The sequence below is a fragment of the Streptomyces sp. MNU76 genome, from assembly GCF_020982545.1.
Classification (GTDB): Bacteria; Actinomycetota; Actinomycetes; order Streptomycetales; family Streptomycetaceae; genus Streptomyces.
Map to the genome: position 1 here is coordinate 681,549 of NZ_JAJKLK010000001.1, position 17,618 is coordinate 699,166.

Here is a 17,618-nt window from a genome sequence, read left to right on the forward strand (position 1 = left end):
CGGGTGGTAAGCCCTTGGTAAGGCGTTTGTCCCGCATCGGCCGTCTCCTTCTTCGAACCGATTTGATCCGAGGGCAGGCCGCGCCGGTAACCTGAAGCATTCGCTCTGAAGCGCGTCCGCTTCCTCCAGGAGCGCATCGCTTCGTCGCCCGTCGTCGTAATGAAGAGAGCACCGTGGCCGCCGACAAGATCGACACCATCGTCAGCCTGAGCAAGCGCCGTGGCTTCGTATTCCCGTGCAGCGAGATCTACGGCGGCCAGCGTGCCGCCTGGGACTACGGACCGCTGGGTGTCGAGCTCAAGGAGAACCTCAAGCGTCAGTGGTGGCGCTACATGGTGACGTCGCGCGAGGACGTGGTCGGTATCGACTCGTCCGTCATCCTGGCCTCCGAGGTCTGGGTGGCATCCGGCCACGTCGCCACCTTCTCCGACCCGCTCACCGAGTGCACCGCGTGCCACAAGCGGTACCGCGCGGACCACCTGGAAGAGGGTTACGAGGAGAAGAAGGGCTACGCCCCGGCGAACGGCCTGGCCGACATCAACTGCCCCAACTGTGGCAACAAGGGCCAGTTCACCGAGCCCAAGCAGTTCTCGGGTCTGCTCTCCACCCACCTCGGCCCCACCCAGGACACCGGCTCCATCGCCTACCTGCGTCCCGAGACCGCCCAGGGCATCTTCACCAACTTCGCCCAGGTGCAGACCACTTCGCGCCGCAAGCCGCCCTTCGGCATCGCCCAGATGGGCAAGTCCTTCCGCAACGAGATCACGCCCGGCAACTTCATCTTCCGCACCCGCGAGTTCGAGCAGATGGAGATGGAGTTCTTCGTCAAGCCGGGCGAGGACGAGAAGTGGCAGGAGTACTGGATGCAGGAGCGGTGGAACTGGTACACCGGCCTGGGTCTGCGGGAAGAGAACATGCGCTGGTACGAGCACCCGCAGGAGAAGCTCTCCCACTACTCCAAGCGCACCGCCGACATCGAGTACCGCTTCCAGTTCGGCGGCAGCGAGTGGGGCGAGCTGGAGGGCGTCGCCAACCGCACCGACTACGACCTCGGCGCGCACTCCAAGGCCTCCGGCCAGGACCTGTCGTACTACGACCAGGAGGCGGGCGAGCGCTACACGCCGTACGTCATCGAGCCGGCGGCCGGTGTCGGCCGCACGATGCTGGCGTTCCTCCTCGACGCCTACACCGAGGACGAGGCGCCCAACGCCAAGGGCAAGCTGGAGAAGCGCACGGTGCTGCGCCTGGACCACCGGATCGCCCCGGTGAAGGTGGCCGTCCTGCCGCTGTCCCGCAACCCCGAGCTGTCCCCGAAGGCGAAGGGGCTCGCGTCGGCGCTGCGGCAGAACTGGAACATCGAGTTCGACGACGCGGGTGCGATCGGTCGGCGTTACCGCCGCCAGGACGAGATCGGTACGCCGTACTGCGTGACCGTCGACTTCGACACGCTCGACGACAACGCTGTGACCGTGCGCGAGCGGGACTCGATGAAGCAGGAGCGGGTGTCTCTCGACCAGATCGAGGGGTACCTCGCCGCTCGGCTCGTGGGCGCGTGATGCCAGGGCCGGGTTCGCCTCTGCCTGGCTCGAGTGATTGACCGGCCGCGGGTCGTTCGTTGTTGGTCGCGCAGTTCCCCGCGCCCCTTACGGGCGCGGGGAACTCGGCGTTCTACAGGTCCAGGTCGGCGAAGGGGGCCGCGTGGTCGGAGGCCTGGTTGCGTTTTGAGGTGACTGTGGTGAAGGGCTCGAAGGTTCTCGGGGCCCAGATGCCCCGGCGTTCCACGCCGACGTGTGCCACGCGGTCCCACAGGTCCGGGCTGAACATGAGGTAGCCGAGCTTCTGTTCGTCGCGTTTGCCGGTGCCGTGGGTGCCCGGGGGTGCCATAGCTCTCGTGGGTCATGGCCTTGCGCAGGCCCGCGTCGAGGAGGAGCTTGATGGGGGCCTGGTCAGTGTGTCGTTGAGGTCGCCGGCCACGACGACCCGTGAGGAGCGTTCGAGGGTGGCCTCATGGATCTCCCTGACCCGCTTCCCCTGGGCCTTGCGGCGCTTGTCGTTCTCGGAGGCCTTTCCGAAGCCCTTGCTCTTGAATTGACATCCTCCCCCTCCTTGAAGGGGGATTCCAACCCGGGTGGGTTGAGGTTCACGGACGCTCGACCGCTGGTTGGGCGGTGCCGTCCCTCCGGCACCGGCTGCTCGCCGGGGGCGGGGGATCCCGCCCTGTCCTGCCGCGATGTTGATACTGGCGTTGGTGTCGGCGTTGCAGGTGAAGCCGCAGGAGGAACAGACGAACCCGGCTTGGCTCTTGCGCGAGTTCTTGTCGATCCACCCACAGGCACTGCACCGCAGAGACGTGTAGGGGGCGGGAACGTCCTCGACCCGGCCGGGGGCCTTGTGCCCGGTGCGCTGCCGCAGCAGGCCCCAGCCCTGGGCGAGGATGGACCGGTTCAGGCCGGACTTCTGCGCCACGTGCCTGCCGGGCCGCTCCACGGTTCCCTTCGCGGAGCGGGTCATGTTTCTGATGTTCAGTTTCTCGAACCGGATGAGGCCGTAGGAGCGGGCGAGCAGGGTGCTGGTCTTCTCGCACCAGTCCTTGCGCCGGTTCGCCTCCCGCGCCCTGAGCCCGGCCACCTTCGCATGCTCGGTCGCTTTGGCGGGGCTGTCTTTCGGTGCTCGTGCTGCGGGCCGCTGGTGTTTGCGGATCCGGGCGCGTTCCTTGACCGTGAGCTGGGGGCAGTTCAGTGTCCGGCCGTCGGAGAGGGCGGCGGTGACGGTGACGCCCCGGTCGATGCCGATCACCGTGTCCGTGCCGGGCGCCGGGACCGGGTCGGGGGTGACGGCGAAGGCGATGTGCCACTGCCCGTTGCGGAAGGTGACCCTGAACGTCTTGGCGGCGGGCAGTTTCGCGCCCTTGCCCTGGGCGCTGAGGCGGAAGCGGACCCAGCCGCAGCCGGGCACCTTCACCTGCGCCCACCGCCGGTTGAGTTTCTGCACGACCACCGACCGGCCCATGACCTGCCTGCCGGTCCTCACGTTCACCTTCGGCGACCCGTCCGCCTCGTATTCCGGCACGCGGTCGGTACCGATGACCCTAGGGGGTGTTTCGAAAGTCCCGCACAGCACCCACGGCGCCCGGCACGCACTCTCGCCGCACCGGCCGAAACCCCAAGTACGTTCAGTACGAGGGCTTTCGTCCGGCACGCCGAGAGCACGCACCGGACACCGCGGGCACCGCACAGGACTGTCGAAACACCCCCTAAAACCCTCATGCACATGCTTCCTGCGCCACGTCGGCTCACCGAACCCGGACGTGAACCGGGCACTCTTGGCCCGGGCGAAGTCCTTCAGCGCCTGCTGCTGCACATCCGCGTTCCCCGCACCCAGCCACGCGTTCTCCCGCCGCGCCTCGGTCAGCTGACGGCACTGCTCCGCGAAACCCGGCGCGGACCTGCGCCACCGCCGCCAGTGGGCGTGCTGCTCGACGGCAAGGTTCCACACGTATCTCGCGTGCGCGCAGTGCGTGAGCATCTGCTCGGCCTGTGCGCGCGACGGATACATCCGGAAACGAGACATGCCCCGAACCTAGGCATTTCGTTCCCCTACCGCCCACGACTTCGACCAACATCACCCCTGAGAGTGACCAGCACGCTCTCGCCTTCCAGAGCAACCCCCGACCACCGGGCCCTAAACCCGCCACCACCAACGGCTCCACGCCGACCTCACCGCCGTCCCTCCCGAGACGCCGAATCGCCCCGGCGTCGATTCGGCCTCCCCTGCCCCGCTACGTGGGAACGGGCATTCACCCCGGACCTGAAGGGCCAGGCGCCCTGCCCAGCGAGCAAGGTGGACACCGTGTAGAGCTTGGCACCGCCACGGGGCTGGTTGGCGAAGAACGGTCGGCGGCTGCCCGGGTCCGAGTCGTGCGCGCCGTGCTTCACGATCAGCGTGGTGATCCGTTCCTTGTCCGCCTCCTGGGGCCACGCGGCCGGTGACGGGCTTGACGGGCTGACAGGCACCTCGAATCGTCCGAGAGCGGGCGAACGGTGTCCAACGGAATGCCATGGAACCTCTGGAACACCACGGAAGCTTCCGAAGTGCCCGGAAAAATCTCGTACGACCCACCAATCCGGACGTTCCCCCGGTCCGAAGAAGGGGGCATACGGCCCGCAGAGGGCGGGCCGCGCATCTCACGGGGGCGCACATGCGCAAGCAAGCAGTCATCGGCGTACTGACCATGGCGGTGGCGATCGGGACGGTCGGCGCGGTCAAATCCGGGGCGCTGGGCGGATCGTCGGCGTCGACCGGGGTCGCGGGCAGCGACTCCTCCGGTTCCGGCACGGGTGCCGGAACCGGTATCGAGTCCAAGGGCGGCGGTCTCGGCGCCGGGGTGCAGGTGCCCGGCGCACTGAAGGCCGTCGGTCTCACCACCGACCAGCGGCTCGTCGTCTTCCGCGTCGACAAGCCCGCCGCCGCCGTCCCGCTCGGCAAGGTCCGCGGCCTCAAGGGGGACACCCGGCTCGTCGGCATCGACTACCGCGTCCAGAACAACAAGCTGTACGGCGTCGGCGACAAGGGCGGCGTCTACACCCTGCGTGAGGTGGGAGCCAAGGCCACCAAGGTCTCACAGCTCACCGTCGCCCTCCAGGGCACGGCCTACGGCGTCGACTTCAACCCCGCCGCGAACCGCCTCCGGGTGATCAGCGACACCGGTCAGAACCTCCGCCACAACCTCGACGACCCCCAGGGCGCCCCGGCCGCCGGCACCACGGCCGTCGACGGCACCCTCGTCAACCCGCCGGTGCCGCCCGCCACGACCGGCGTCACCGCCCGGGGGGTGACCGGGGCCGCGTACACGAACAACGACCTCGACGCGGCCACCGCGACCACCCTCTTCGACCTCGACACCGCGCAGGACCAGGTCTCCGTCCAGTCCCCGGCCAACGCGGGCAACCTCGCTCCCACGGGCAAGCTCGGCGTCGACGCCCCGCTGACCGCCGGGTTCGACATCTACAGCTCGGCGGGAAGCGGGGTGAACGCCGGGTACGCGGTGACGGGGACGCGACTGTTCGCCGTCAACCTGCTGACGGGGAAGGCGAGTTCGGCGGGGGTCTTCCCGAAGAGCCGCCAGGTGGTGGATCTGGCGATACCCCTGCGACAGGGCTGACGGACGCCCGGACGTGAGCGCCACACGTCCACTCCCGCACTGCACGCGCGGGAGTGGACGTGTGGCGCCTGCGGCACGCTCCACGACCGGGACCACAACGCCGCACTCGACATACCGCGTAGCGGCACGGCAGCCAGTCGAGAAAGCCAGAATCCTCGGGTTTCAGCCCGAGGTGCGAGTCAAGCCACGCAGAACTCGTTGCCCTCCGGGTCGCGCATGACCCACCAGTGGCCCGCCGGGCCCCGGTCGAACTCCTCGACGCGGGTGGCGCCCAGGGTCTCCAGGCGGGTGGCCAGGGCCTCCAGGCCGTCGGGGCCCGCGTGCACGTCGATGTGGAGGCGGTTCTTGGCCGTCTTGGGCTCGGGGACTTGTTCGGAAGACGTAACCGGGCGCACGCTGGGGTTATGACTCAATGTGTTGCTTTGTACTGCCGACTGTCCCCCCGCCCCGACGGCAGCTATGAGGGTGTCGACCTCCAAGAGGGGTGGGGCCGCTCCTACGCCGCGAGCATGTGGCCGGGCATGCCCGTGAAGGTGTTCGCCGACGCTGGTATATCCGCCGCGAACGGCGACCACAGACCCCGCTTCGAAGAGTTCCGCGCGGCTCTCGCACGCGGGGAAGTCGCCCACGTCTGGGCCGTTGAACAGTCCCGGTTGGAACGGCGTGAGGTCGAGTGGTTCACTCTGGCCGCAGAGATGGACTCAGCCGGTATCAGTGAGCTGCACACGAACAGGGACGGCGTTGTACGCGTACATGATGAGGTCGCCGGAATCCGCGCGGTACTCAACGCTGGGGAGGTGCGCAAGATGAAAAAGCGGGTCAACGATCGTCTTGCCGAGAATGCCGCCCAGGGGCGCCCTGCGGGCTCCAAGCCGTTCGGGTACGGCCACGCTGTCGACGAATCCGGCAACAAGACGTACGTGATCATCCCGGAGCAGGCAGAGGCGATCCGGTGGGCCGCCGAAAAGGTGCTGGACGGTTGGTCGCTCGCCAACATCGCTGCGGAGTTGCGGGCGCGCGGACTGGTCGGGGCGCACAAGGTGAAAGTCAAGGATGCCAACGGGGAGATCGTGACCGATGCGGCGGGGAAGCCCGTCACGCGGCCCTCTACGCTCACGGCAAGCTCTGTGCGGTCCATGGTGACCAAGCCGACCATTGCGGGGTTCCGAGTCCATCAGGGCGTGATTGTGGGCCGTGGAAACTGGGCGCCCATTCTCGATGAGGCAACGTGGCAGGCATGCCGGGCGAAACTGTCGGCGCCGCGCACGGTCCGCACTTCTGACGGCTTCACCTACCCGATTACTGACGCGCACAAGGGCAACCGCGCCGGGCGCAAATACACCCTGACCGGTGGCCTGGCAGTGTGCGGCGTATGTGACGCGCCCATGGTCGGCTCGATGAAGAAACTGAAGAATGGAAAGCGGACGCCGTACCTGTTGTGTCACCCGAATCGGGGAGGTAAGGGCTGCACGGGAATCATGCTGGAAGCCACCGAACAGTACGTTGCGGATGAACTGTTCAACTTGCTGGACATGCCGGGATTTCTCGATTCCCTCACGTCTGACGACAATGCCACCCGCCGGGATGAACTGACCGTCGAACTCACGGCAGTTGAGGCGGAGCGCAACGAAATCGCTGCCGAGCGGGGACGCGGTGAACTGACACTCGCCGAGTGGAAGAACATGCGGGCCGGTCTGAACGAGCGGGAACAGCGCCTACGGGCCGAACTGACCGCCATACCGGCCCCGGTCGCGACTGTCGACTACAGGGAGGCACGGGGGTCGTGGGAGGCCATGACGCTGGACGAGAGGCGCGCGCTCCTGCGAGTGTTCATTGAGCGTGTGACGGTCAAGCGCGCCAAGCCGGGGACCAAGGGGTTTGATCAGAACCGCGTCTTGATCGAATTTCACTAGGCATGATCTGAACGCGCCATCCACGCACTGACAGCGGCTCTCCCCGGAGGGCCGCTGTTTCGTGTTGCGGGCACCCCGACGCACTGGTGTGAGGCCGGTCACAACCCCCCTACCGGTGGCAAGAATCTGTGCTTAGTCTGATTGGCAACCGGGCCGCGACGGTAAGCGGCCCCGCGCTCCGAGACGGAGCATATCCGGGACGCCTCATGCCCATTTCCCCAGAGGCCGCACGAATCCGCGCACGCATTGCCGCGCAGAAACGGCACCACCCCGACGCGGACACTTCCGCCCTCGAACGCGAACTGAAAGCTGCCACTCAGGCCGCACATGTTCAACTCGCGATCGACGACCCCGTACAGCTTGCCCAGGCTGCCCGCATTGTGCGCGCGGCCCTCGAACGCAAGCGTCTCGCCCTCGCTGTCTTGCCCCCGCCTCCGGCCCAGCGCCCGGACGGGGATTCCCTCGATGCCGCATAGGCAAATATCACGCCTGCGCACTTTCCCGCGCACTGGGCGGTAATTCGCTACGCCTGAAAATCCCCAAAGCAGTCATGGTCCTTGGACCTTGGAGGGGCGCCCCCGGTCCCTTGGCAGGTAGCCATTCCACGGGGAGTACAAGCAAGGGGATAACTGTGACCAAACCGATTTTGGATGTGATGAAACATGCCAGGAAACAAGAAATCCAGAAAGCCGAAGCCGGCGCCGAGTGGACCCCCGAAATCGGTCAAAGAGTTTGCCCGGCAATACCGTTGTTCACATTGCCGCTCACGCGTCCACGGCATCGTCAAGGACGCGTCCGGGATTTGGCGCATGACGATCTGCCATGATTCGAGCTGTCCCGTATTGAGAGGCACCCTCACAGACATGCATGACGCCGTCCGGGCGGCCGTAGCCGCAAGTGGAGTCACAGGGGTCGTAACTGGTCCATTTGGCGGGGGGTCGAGTGAATGACCTGTTCGTGCCCCTGTTGAAATTGGTTGGGCCACTTCGGGCTATCCAACTCTGTATAGAACATGACGGGGGCCTCCTCAACGACGAAGAGTGGACTAGGTGGGACCTCAATAAGGACTTTAATGCGCTGGCGCTCAAAGCCATGGCCGTCAGCCGACGCGCCTATTTCTATGCGGTTGATAACGGCCTAGGCCCCCCGCCACAGGATGAGAGCGGTCCCATCTTTAGCCAGCCAGGGTCAGCCGCCAACGCTGGAGGTCGATTCGTTGGCCTCATTCGGACGGTATTGGAAGCGAAAGAAGGTAGCAGAAATCACGCGATTTACTGGGCTGCCTGTCGCGCGGCTGAAATGGTGGCAGCAAAGGAAGTAACCAGAGAACAAGTCGAGAGAGCGCTAGTCGACGCGGCGGGGCGCATTGGGATACTCGCCAATGAAGCCATGGCCACCATTCGCAGCGCCTTTAGGGCGGTAGACAGATGACCGAGGCGCATCAGATAGCCGCTAGCGTCGGGGTGATTGCCAACCAGTCAGAGAATCCCACGCAGGCACGGCTAGATCAACTACGGGCGACATTGGTCAGCAGTCATGCACTGGACACTATTAATGACCCTATTCCCATCCTTGACGGAATTCTGTACCGGGATTCCCTTGCGTGGCTGTACGGCAAGCCTGGGAGCGCTAAATCATTCGTCGCGCTCGACTGGGCGGGATGCATAGCGAACGGAATGCCATGGCACGACCACACCTCCACTAAAGGGCGAGTGCTCTATATCGTGGCCGAAGGCGTATCCGGCATTCGCAAGCGAGTAAGAGCCTGGGAGGAAGCCTTTAGGATCTCAATGGGTGACGTTATCTTCCTGCCTGTTGCTGTGCAGCTTCTCAGGCTCGAAGACCTGTCGGCCCTTATCGAGCTAATCAAGGAACTGCGGCCAATCCTGGTAGTTATCGACACACAGGCACGCGTCACCGTTGGAGCCGACGAGAACAGCAACAGCGAAATGGGAAAGGTGGTTCACGCTGCTGACAAGATCAGGCAGGCATGCGGGGCCTGCGTCCTCATGGTCCACCATTCCGGCAAGAATGGGCTAGACCTGCGTGGTGCGTCCGCAATCGAAGGTGCGGCAACCAGCATAATCAAAGTCGTCAAGGATGGGGATCGGGTAGACGTCCATAGCGGGAAACAAAAGGACGTCGAGGACTTCCCCAAGATCTCATTGCGCCTGCGTCCCATCGGAGCGTCAGCCGTTCTGTATTCGTCCCACGCATTCGATCCTACGTGCGTGAACATGACAGGAATGGTGACCAGTGAAAGGGTCATTCTCGACGCCCTGCGAGACAACTTCGGGACAACCAGCGCGACAGGGCCGCAACTCATCGAGATCACGGGCCTACCCAAGTCGACGGCCTACCGAGCGATAAAAGACCTGCACACAAGGGGTGCAGTGCAGAACATAGGTACAGAGAAACGCCCTCTCTGGGCAATGCCAAGGGGGGTGCAGGACACCTTGACCTGACTTTGTCCCACGTAGTCCCACGCTGTCCCATGGGAATTCCCGTCCCGTCCCACCCCCCTATAGGGGTGGGACTCGGGGCATTGGTGGGACAGAGACAGAGCAGGCACGTAGCCATGCAGGTCAGAGCACCCCGGTTTTTAGGGCCGCGCGTCTTTCCCTGCCCCTGTGCCAACTCGGAATTTTCTCCCCGATAGCCGATGCATCGGTGATCTTGAAGGAGTCGACGTGGACAGTAAGACCGTTGAGCCCGCAGCCATCCCGGCTTTCCTCCGGGCCTGTCTCGCCGGAGACGAGACAGGCGCTGCGGTGATCGTGGACAACTCAGACCCGATAGAGCTGATATTCGCGTTGGCGGCATGGGCGAATGCATACGGGATCTCTACAAAGAATGATTCACCTGTGATTTGGGATACGGCACTAGCAGAGGTTCAGAGACAAATGTCTGGGCGGTGATATACACTCCAGAGACTTCCGGGTATGGATAGCGCTCCCCGGCAGATGTCCCGTGTGGAGCGCAGTCCGGCCGGATTCTATGTGCCACGGCAGCCCCCTCCGAGCGGGCTAGGTGTCCTGGCTTGTCGGGCAGATGCCCCCGATGGTCAACCCTTTTGCAGCGGGCACGCGTCCTTTTCTCGCGTGTTGACCCTGGGGGTTCATCATGACCTCGTACATACTTACCGACCGTATTCGCCAGGTCGAAACGGTGCGCGATAATGCGCGCCACAGCAAGGAAATCGCACAACAGCAAATCAATGCCATTCTTGACGCCGCGCAGCGAGCCGGCCGTTCCAACCTCACACAAGAGGAGGACCGGGAAGTAACGCGCTTGATCGAAGCGAAAGACGCTTCGGTCATTGAGGCGAGGAATGCTGGGCGCGACCTTGAGCAGTTGCGCGCCGTGCAGCTCGAAGAAATCGAGTACGGCAAGAGGGTGAATCAGATCACGCCCACGAACGTGCGCAAGCCTGCTTATGACCGTGTCGCGCGGATCGGTATGGAGGAGCGCACTTACCGGCCCGACCAGGACCCGAACGGCCGGAACTTCCTGACTGATGTTTCCCGTCAGTTCCTTTTCGGGGACCCTGGGGCGCAAGAGCGCCTTGCCCGGCACATGCGGGAAGAACAGACGGAGCGGGGCGAGTATCTGTCGCGTGCGGTCGGTACGGGCGCGTTCACCGGCCTTACGGTGCCGCAGTACATGACCGAACTGTTCGCCCCCGCTACGGCCGCTCTGCGCCCGTTCGCGGATGCTGCCTGCAACCGGCACCCGTTGCCCGCGCAGGGTATGTCCATCAACATCTCTCGGATTACGACGGCATCGAGTGCGGCTCTCCAGTCGGCGGAAAATGCCGCAGTCTCTGAGACGAACATGGATGACACCCTGTTGACCGTTCCTGTGCAAACGGCGGCAGGGCAGCAGACTGTTTCTCGTCAGGCTATCGAGCGCGGGACTGGAATTGACGACGTCACCATGCAGGACCTTTTCGACCGTGTCGCAACAACGCTGGACAGTACGCTACTGAACCAGGCCACTACTGGACTGACGAATGTTGCTTCGGCCACGGCCTACACCGACGCTTCGCCGACTGCGGCTGAACTCTGGCCGAAGATTCAGGGTGCCGCTTCCACTGTTGAGGCCACGCTCTTGAACATGGGCTACGCCACGCATGCGGTAATGCATTCCCGTCGCTGGAACTGGCTTGCCTCTCAGGTGGGTTCTTCCTGGCCGTTCGTGTCGACCAGCGGAATGCCGGTCAATGCGGGTGGTCTGACGCTCACCAATGAGTACGGCCCTGCCGTTCGGGCAAAGCTGTCGTCTGGCCTCTTGGTCGTCGTGGACAACAACATTGCGACCAATCTCGGCGGCGGCACGGAAGACGAGATCTACGTAGTTCCGCGAAATGAGTGTCACCTTTGGGAGGACCCTGCGGCCCCGATGTTTATTCGGGCGGAACAGCCTGCCGCCGCTTCCCTGGGCGTGCTCCTGGTGGCCTACTCGTACTTCGGGTACACCTTCCAGCGCTACGCGTCCGGCGCTATGGCAAAGGTGGGCGGCACGGGCCTGATCGCACCGACCTTCTGACGAAAAGGTCCCGGTATCCCCTCGCGTCTGCGGGGCGAATACCGGGACCTTTTCTATGTTCGGACTATTGAGCGGGCAGCAGGGACGGCGGAGTGACTAGCCGTGCGCGTTCGTAGAGTTCCCGTGCTGTCGGGTTACCCAGGTGAGGGCGAATCATTTTGAACATGTTCTGCATTCGATGATCTGCCCGCCCGGATTGGACGAGAGGGTAATCATCCAACGCGTGATTCCACGTGGCGCATGCAGCTTCCAGGTGTCCAACGGCTAGTTGGCGCTCAGCAAGGATGGTGCGATGATGGACGCGCGTGCGCCGGTAGACGCTGTACCGCAACTTATCGGCTTGCTGCATTGCCTCAACGGCGCCCGCCATGTCTCCCAATTCGTACCGCACTTGACTTGTGTGGTAATTGAGAGCGGCGGGATCGTACGAACCAAAGATTTTGGCTCGGGATTCTGCCTTATCCATTGCAACTTCGGCTTCCCGAAGGTGCGTAAGAGCTTTATTGCGTTCGCCGGTTTGAGCGGCAGCGTGCGCCTGTTGCCCAGCAAGGAAAGCACGCATACGAGGACCAGCATTCGGAGAGGCCGCAGCGGCAGCATCGGCTAGGCGCATTGCCTCTTGTCCGTGCCCTAGTTCTACGGCTTGAACGCTCATGCCTCGCAGCGTTGTGCAATACGTCAGGTGATCCTCTGACGCTCCGGCAAGTTCCAACGCCTTCAGGTAATACTGTTGAGCCAGCCCGTGGACTCCCTCGTCTGTGGCCATATAGCCAGTGAGATAGCAGAGATCAGAAGCCGCCGCCATCATCGCTTTACGGACATGGTCCGGGGCATCTGCCCGAAGGTACGGGGAAACCGTATTCACGAGAAATGCGGCTGCCATCGGGCGCGCATGGCGCCCGCCGAATTGGTCGTCAAGGTCAGACACCCGTTCGGTCATGGCAATGACCATGTCTACCTCGGGCATTCCTACCCGCTGCGTCTGGCCTTTCTCGACGGCTTCCATTCGACCAACAACATCCGGCCAGTTGGGCACGGTAAGGGCAACAGAGAACAAACCTGCGCCTAGCACGCTGCGGCGGGACGGGTCCATATCGTTTCGCCCAAGATCAATGAGCCCTTCCACCGTGCTAGGAAGCGCGTTCGGCTGATCCTGGGGCGTAGGAAATCCAGCTTGGGCATGGGTGACAGGACGATTCAGTTGCCGGGACAGTGCTTCCAAGACCAACGGCCGCGCTGCCACTTTCGGCATGTGCCCCTTTAGCCACTGGTGAACAGACGGCTCCCGGTAGTTGAGCGGAGTTCCGTGTTCCGTGCCTACGCGATTCACGCCCTGGGCGAACTGGCGCAGCGTCCACCCTGTCTCGCGGTACAGCCGCTCAAGATCAGCGTTCGGTTCCGGCATGCTCACTGGGCCTTCAACTCCTCGTGCTGGCGTGGCACTTAAAGCTCTTAAGTCCTGGTGCCGCTTCAACGGTACCGCTGTGCGTAGCGGTGCAGTTGCCTAGAGCAGCAAAGACCCCCGCACCGCTGGAACGGCCGGGGGCATGGTCGACGCTACGAAGGAGCGCCAACAATGTCCGTCCTATCACGAACGCTCGAACGAGTGAGAGCCGCATTCCGGCGCCGCACGCCCGCCCGGCACCGCCGCTCCGCTACGCCCCCCGTAGCGCCTCCAGCGCCCCCGGTGCGACTCGCCCCCGGCGTGCTGGGCGCTCGCCTGGTAGCAGCGCGCAGGCACCGCACAGAGAGCCCCTGGGAGGACACAGGGGCTCTCGTCCGCCCCTATGTGGCAGCGCTGAGCGAGACGCCCAGGAATGCGCGCACAGGCGCCCAGGGCGACCCTTGGGGGCGACGCGTCCAGTGATGACCATCGCTGTGTACCGGATCGATCCGCAGACAGGCGCCCGGACCCTCGTACGCGCTGAGCACACCGTGAAACCTGCGAAGGTGCCGGATTACTCCAGCTCATATCCACCGTGCGCCTGCCCGAACTGCAAGGGCAAGGGCAGCAGAGGCAGGCTGCATTCCCTTGTGGCCGAAGCAAACCGCCGTAGCAGGGGGGAAGCGTGACGCGCTCAATCATCAGGGCCGCCGAGTGGACGCTAGGGCCGGAAACCGCCCAGGGCGCAACGCAGGGCATCTACTCCGCCGAGTGCATCACGTGTGGGGCGCAGGCGCAGCCAACTGACAATGAGCGCTTGCCAGTTGAGGTCTGGACGTTGAAGCACACGGGTCTGAATCCGACGCATCGTCAGTTCAAGGCGACTACGGAAACCTTCTGGCGTGTGACTCCGGCAGAGGGCAACCCGTACGGCGAGAGTGACGCCCAGGGCGCCATACAGGGCGCGTAGCACCACCCCCGATGGCTGCCGCTTCCGGGGCGCTGCGAGGCGCAAGGGCAGCAACGCATGACCCCCGTCCTGCCTCCCCCGACGGGACGGGTACAGCGCCCCCGACTACGTGAGCAAGGGCCGTAGTCGGGGGCGCTCTGCCGTGGCAGCGGTTACGTCTTCGCTACGACTACCCTCGGGGACGTCCTGGAAGAGCAGGCGGCGGCCCTTGCCGATGCCGGTGAAGGGGTCGTACGGGTCGTCGGGGTGGCGCACGGCGGCGTAGCCGCGGAAGACGCGGTGGCCGTGGTGCTCGGCCACCGCCGCCTCGGGGAGGTCGCCCGTCGAGAGGAGATGGGTGATCAGGGTGCTCGGGTCCTCCACCTCGTACCCGAGCGCCGCGGCCCAGAAGTCGGCCAGGGGCTGGGCGTCCCGGGTGTCGATGACCAGTTTCCAGTTCAGTGCGGTGGTCGAAGCCATGTAACCGGTTATATTGGTTACATGGGTACGACGTCCAGGGCATCGGTCGCGCAGGGGGTGTCGGGAGTGTCGGGAGATTCGGCACCGGGTGGCATCCGGCTCCGCTCCTACTCCGGGCACGTCTACCGGTTCGATCCGGGCGCCCTGTGCCTGGAGCTGCTCGTCACCGGCGGCCCCGGCGCCCTGACCCGCCACGAGGTGCTGCACGCCCCCGGTGACCTGCTCGAATGGGTCGAACAGTCCCGGCTCACCCCCACGCCCCCCACCCTCCACGTGACGGCGGACGACGTGACGTACGCCCGGCGGCTGCGCGACGCGCTGACCCGAACGGTCGTCTCCCATGTCGTGGGCGGCGCCGGACTTCCCGAGCTGGGCATCGCCCCGGCGGACACCGCCGACCTGGACCTCGTCAACGAGGCCGCGGCCCGCCCCCCGCTGGCCCCGGCGATCCGTGCGGACGGCACCCGGGGCTGGGCCGCCGGCACGGCGACCGGCGCGCACCTCCTGTCCACCGTCGCGCGCGACGCGGTCGACCTCCTCACCAGTCCGTACGCGGAACGGATCCGAATGTGCGCCGGGGACCGCTGCTATCTCCTCTACGTCGACACCTCACGCCCCGGCCGCCGCCGCTGGTGCTCGATGGAGCACTGCGGCAACCGCCACAAGGTCCGCGCCCACCGCGTACGGCAGAAGTCCTAGCGAACGGCAGAAGCCCTGGAGAACGGCAGAAGTCCCAGAGAGGGTGATCCCCATGTCCGCTCGATCCACCGGACTCACCAAGGACGCCGGATGGCAGGTCGGTGTCTCCCGCACCCTGCCCCAATCGCCCGCCACCGTATGGGAGTTCGTCAGCGGGCCGCGTGGGCTGGAGCTGTGGCTCGGGGCCGGGGCGCGGCTCACTCCCGAGCGCGGCGCCGGGTACGAGACCGACGCGGGCGCCACGGGCGAGGTGCGCGGCTACCGCCCCGGTGACCGTATTCGCGTCACCTACGGCGACACGACCGTCCAGGTCGCCGTCTCGGCGGCCGGTGGCGGCAGATCGGTGCTCGTCTTCCACCAGGAGCGCATGGCGGGCCCGGAGGAACGGGAACGTCAACGGGCCCACTGGCAGCACGTGATGGACCGAGTCGCCGAGGAGCTCGACCAACTGGCGTGACGGCAGGGGCCCGTGGACCTACGGCGGTCACGAGTCCGAGTCCGTCGGGTCCACCGTCGCCTGGTGGGCCTCGGCGAGGTGTTCCTCGGCCTTCAGCCACGGCAGGAACTGCGCGCCCCGGCGCCAGCCGCAGGTGTCGCATCTGATCGTGCGCTGCACCCCCGAGCGCTGTACCCGCACGGTGTGTTCCCGGCCGTGCTGGTCCCAGCGGGTCACCTTGCTCGTGTTGATCTGCTGCATGACGTCTCCAGCCGTACGGTCCGCGAGGCTCGTGAGGCCCGTGAGGAGTGTGCGGCAAGACCAACATCAACAGGGGGGATCGACCGAGGAGTTGTCCCAGGCGTTACCTCGGGCCACTGGAGAAGGGTGCGACCCGGTGGGGCTTCTCGCGCAGTTCCCCGCGCCCATGAAAAGCACGGGGCGCGCCCAGAGTCTTTGGGGGCGTGGGGAACTGCGAGAGCAACCACGACGCACTGGTACCCGCCGACGCGCCCCAAGACCCCGCCGCCCCTACGACCTCACTCCCGCTGCATCCCTCACCTCGGGTGACTCCAGCCGCTTCGCCGTCCGCGCCGCGGTCTCCCGTGCCCACGGGCCCGTGGTGACCGCGCCCAGGACGAGGACGGCGAAGCCGCACACCGCGACGATCCACCAGGCGGGGCGGGCCGCCGCGACGAAGGAGTCGGCGTACGAGGAGGAGCCGATGCCCGCCGCCAGCACCGCTCCTATCACCGCGACGCCCAGCGTCTGGCCGATCTGGCGGCTGGTGGAGGCGATCGCGGCGGCGACACCGGCCTGGGCGCGCGGCATGCCCGAGACGGCCGTGTTGGTGATGGGCGCGTTGACGAAGCCGAAGCCGAGGCCGAAGAGGACGTAGCCGATGACGAGGGTGACGTCGCCGGTCTCGGCCTCGAACGCGGCGAAGAGCACCCCGCTCGCGGTCATCGCGACCCCGGCGATCAGGAGCGGCAGACGCGGGCCCCGGCTGCCGATCAGCCGCCCGGAGATCGGCGCGCAGACGAAGCACAGCAGCGCCATCGGGAGCATCCACAGGCCGGCGTGCAGCGCGTCGAGGCCCCGGACGTTCTGCAGGTACAGCGTCGACAGGAACAAGAAGCCGCCGAGCGCGGCGAACGCGCTGATCGCGGTCACCGTCGCTCCGCTGAACGGTGCCGAACGGAAGAAGCGCAGGTCGATGAGGGGTTCCGCGCGGCGGGGCTCGTAGCGCAGGAGGCCGAGGAACGCGGCGAGCGCGACACCGCCGAGGGCGAGGGTCTCGGCGACCGGCGCGGTCGGCGCCTCGATGATCGCGTAGGTGAGGGAGCCGAGCAGCGCGATGACGAGCAGCTGGCCGACGGGGTCGGGGCGGCGGGCCTTGGGGGCGCGGGACTCGGGGACGTACCGCCGGGTCAGCAGGAGTGCGGCCAGACCGACCGGCAGGTTGATCCAGAAGATCGAGCGCCAGCCGACCGACTCCACGAGCAGTCCGCCGATGATCGGCCCGGCGGCCATCGAGATGCCCACCACCGCACCCCAGATACCGATCGCCCGGGCCCGCTCGCGCGGGTCCGTGAACGTGTTGGTGATGATCGACATCGCGACCGGGTTGAGCATCGAGCCGCCGACCGCCTGCACCATCCGGAAGGCGACCAGCGATTCGAGGTTCGGGGCGAGCGAGCACAGCAGGGAGCCGACGGCGAAGACGACCAGCCCGGCCATGAAGACCCGTTTGCGGCCGATCCGGTCCGCGGTGGAGCCGGCCAGCATCAGCAGTGCGGCCAGTACCAGGGTGTAGGCGTCGACGGTCCACTGGAGCCCCGCGAGGCTCGCGTTCAGGTCGCGCTGCATGGAGGGCAGGGCGACGTTCAGGACGGTGTTGTCCAGGCTCACGATCAGGAGGCTGATGCAGCAGATCGCGAGCACCAGCAGACGGTGACGGCGACTGAGCTCGGGCATGCGCCCCATCGTACGCCCGACTCGATAGTGCGCCTAACTAATGAATGGCGAGCATGCGTCCGTGTGCGTGA

Annotated in this window: 15 protein-coding genes and 2 pseudogenes; 9 read left to right on the top strand and 8 right to left on the bottom strand. The window is 65.7% G+C overall.

Annotated features, from left to right (window positions below; all coding sequences use genetic code 11):
• The first annotated feature begins 173 nt into the window (after positions 1 to 173).
• Complete coding sequence (locus E4N62_RS02960; RefSeq protein WP_230211788.1) at positions 174 to 1,556, top strand: glycine--tRNA ligase; 1,383 nt, start codon at positions 174 to 176, stop codon at positions 1,554 to 1,556.
• 112 nt (positions 1,557 to 1,668) lie between these two features.
• Here E4N62_RS02960 and E4N62_RS02965 read toward each other — a convergent pair whose 3' ends face one another.
• The 3 genes and pseudogenes from E4N62_RS02965 to E4N62_RS48510 form a co-directional block, all read right to left on the bottom strand.
• Complete coding sequence (locus E4N62_RS02965; protein WP_230211789.1) at positions 1,669 to 1,884, bottom strand: hypothetical protein; 216 nt, start codon at positions 1,882 to 1,884, stop codon at positions 1,669 to 1,671.
• A 12-nt stretch (positions 1,885 to 1,896) separates the two neighbouring features.
• Positions 1,897 to 3,030: a transposase gene (locus tag E4N62_RS02970; RefSeq protein WP_230211790.1), complete on the bottom strand. Its 1,134-nt coding sequence runs from the start codon at positions 3,028 to 3,030 to the stop codon at positions 1,897 to 1,899.
• Positions 3,031 to 3,471: 441 nt separating this feature from the next.
• A pseudogene (locus E4N62_RS48510) lies at positions 3,472 to 3,570 on the bottom strand (helix-turn-helix domain-containing protein); the annotation flags it as partial.
• Positions 3,571 to 4,198: 628 nt separating this feature from the next.
• Here E4N62_RS48510 and E4N62_RS02975 point away from each other — a divergent pair.
• Positions 4,199 to 5,161 (top strand): DUF4394 domain-containing protein, encoded by a 963-nt coding sequence (locus E4N62_RS02975; protein WP_230211791.1) that lies wholly within the window; start codon positions 4,199 to 4,201, stop codon positions 5,159 to 5,161.
• Between the two features lie 179 nt (positions 5,162 to 5,340).
• Here the strand turns inward: E4N62_RS02975 and E4N62_RS02980 are convergent, their stop codons facing one another.
• Complete coding sequence (locus E4N62_RS02980) at positions 5,341 to 5,556, bottom strand: VOC family protein (RefSeq protein WP_230211792.1); 216 nt, start codon at positions 5,554 to 5,556, stop codon at positions 5,341 to 5,343.
• 9 nt (positions 5,557 to 5,565) lie between these two features.
• Between E4N62_RS02980 and E4N62_RS02985 the strand changes: the two genes are divergently transcribed.
• The 5 genes from E4N62_RS02985 to E4N62_RS03005 all read left to right on the top strand — a co-directional run bounded on the left by E4N62_RS02985 (position 5,566) and on the right by E4N62_RS03005 (position 11,622).
• Complete coding sequence (locus E4N62_RS02985; RefSeq protein WP_230211793.1) at positions 5,566 to 7,074, top strand: recombinase family protein; 1,509 nt, start codon at positions 5,566 to 5,568, stop codon at positions 7,072 to 7,074.
• A 631-nt stretch (positions 7,075 to 7,705) separates the two neighbouring features.
• Complete coding sequence (locus E4N62_RS02990) at positions 7,706 to 7,900, top strand: hypothetical protein (protein WP_230211794.1); 195 nt, start codon at positions 7,706 to 7,708, stop codon at positions 7,898 to 7,900.
• Positions 7,901 to 8,501: 601 nt separating this feature from the next.
• Positions 8,502 to 9,539 carry an AAA family ATPase gene (locus E4N62_RS02995; protein WP_230211795.1) on the top strand — a complete coding sequence of 346 codons (1,038 nt, stop codon included), beginning with the start codon at positions 8,502 to 8,504 and terminating at the stop codon, positions 9,537 to 9,539.
• A gap of 225 nt (positions 9,540 to 9,764) precedes the next feature.
• Complete coding sequence (locus E4N62_RS03000) at positions 9,765 to 9,992, top strand: hypothetical protein (protein ID WP_230211796.1); 228 nt, start codon at positions 9,765 to 9,767, stop codon at positions 9,990 to 9,992.
• A gap of 205 nt (positions 9,993 to 10,197) precedes the next feature.
• Positions 10,198 to 11,622, top strand: coding sequence for a phage major capsid protein (locus E4N62_RS03005; protein ID WP_230211797.1), 1,425 nt, complete (start codon positions 10,198 to 10,200; stop codon positions 11,620 to 11,622).
• A gap of 64 nt (positions 11,623 to 11,686) precedes the next feature.
• Here the strand turns inward: E4N62_RS03005 and E4N62_RS03010 are convergent, their stop codons facing one another.
• Both E4N62_RS03010 and E4N62_RS03015 read right to left on the bottom strand, forming a co-directional pair.
• Positions 11,687 to 13,033, bottom strand: a complete 1,347-nt coding sequence (locus E4N62_RS03010; protein WP_230211798.1) for a tetratricopeptide repeat protein — start codon at positions 13,031 to 13,033, stop codon at positions 11,687 to 11,689.
• A 1,117-nt stretch (positions 13,034 to 14,150) separates the two neighbouring features.
• Positions 14,151 to 14,435, bottom strand: a pseudogene (locus E4N62_RS03015) (VOC family protein); the annotation flags it as partial.
• 21 nt (positions 14,436 to 14,456) lie between these two features.
• Between E4N62_RS03015 and E4N62_RS03020 the strand changes: the two are divergent.
• The gene (locus tag E4N62_RS03020; protein WP_230211799.1) at positions 14,457 to 15,134 is read left to right on the top strand and encodes an ABATE domain-containing protein; all 678 of its coding nucleotides are present in this window, start codon (positions 14,457 to 14,459) and stop codon (positions 15,132 to 15,134) included.
• Between the two features lie 52 nt (positions 15,135 to 15,186).
• Positions 15,187 to 15,591: an SRPBCC domain-containing protein gene (locus E4N62_RS03025; protein WP_230211800.1), complete on the top strand. Its 405-nt coding sequence runs from the start codon at positions 15,187 to 15,189 to the stop codon at positions 15,589 to 15,591.
• A 27-nt stretch (positions 15,592 to 15,618) separates the two neighbouring features.
• Here the strand turns inward: E4N62_RS03025 and E4N62_RS03030 are convergent, their stop codons facing one another.
• Positions 15,619 to 15,831: a hypothetical protein gene (locus E4N62_RS03030; RefSeq protein WP_230211801.1), complete on the bottom strand. Its 213-nt coding sequence runs from the start codon at positions 15,829 to 15,831 to the stop codon at positions 15,619 to 15,621.
• Positions 15,832 to 16,101: 270 nt separating this feature from the next.
• Positions 16,102 to 17,547, bottom strand: coding sequence for an MFS transporter (locus E4N62_RS03035; RefSeq protein WP_230211802.1), 1,446 nt, complete (start codon positions 17,545 to 17,547; stop codon positions 16,102 to 16,104).
• Between the last annotated feature and the right edge of the window lie 71 nt (positions 17,548 to 17,618).

What these genes read in the sequence shown, in the direction of transcription:
- E4N62_RS02995 (WP_230211795.1), top strand. Translation starts at nt 8,502, where the DNA reads ATGACCGAGGCGCATCAGATAGCCGCTAGCGTCGGGGTGATTGCCAAC.
- E4N62_RS03005 (WP_230211797.1), top strand. Translation starts at nt 10,198, where the DNA reads ATGACCTCGTACATACTTACCGACCGTATTCGCCAGGTCGAAACGGTG.
- E4N62_RS02985 (WP_230211793.1), top strand. Translation starts at nt 5,566, where the DNA reads ATGACTCAATGTGTTGCTTTGTACTGCCGACTGTCCCCCCGCCCCGAC.
- E4N62_RS03030 (WP_230211801.1), bottom strand. Translation starts at nt 15,831, where the DNA reads ATGCAGCAGATCAACACGAGCAAGGTGACCCGCTGGGACCAGCACGGC.
- E4N62_RS03035 (WP_230211802.1), bottom strand. Translation starts at nt 17,547, where the DNA reads ATGCCCGAGCTCAGTCGCCGTCACCGTCTGCTGGTGCTCGCGATCTGC.
- E4N62_RS03020 (WP_230211799.1), top strand. Translation starts at nt 14,457, where the DNA reads ATGGGTACGACGTCCAGGGCATCGGTCGCGCAGGGGGTGTCGGGAGTG.
- E4N62_RS02965 (WP_230211789.1), bottom strand. Translation starts at nt 1,884, where the DNA reads ATGGCACCCCCGGGCACCCACGGCACCGGCAAACGCGACGAACAGAAG.
- E4N62_RS03025 (WP_230211800.1), top strand. Translation starts at nt 15,187, where the DNA reads ATGTCCGCTCGATCCACCGGACTCACCAAGGACGCCGGATGGCAGGTC.
- E4N62_RS02975 (WP_230211791.1), top strand. Translation starts at nt 4,199, where the DNA reads ATGCGCAAGCAAGCAGTCATCGGCGTACTGACCATGGCGGTGGCGATC.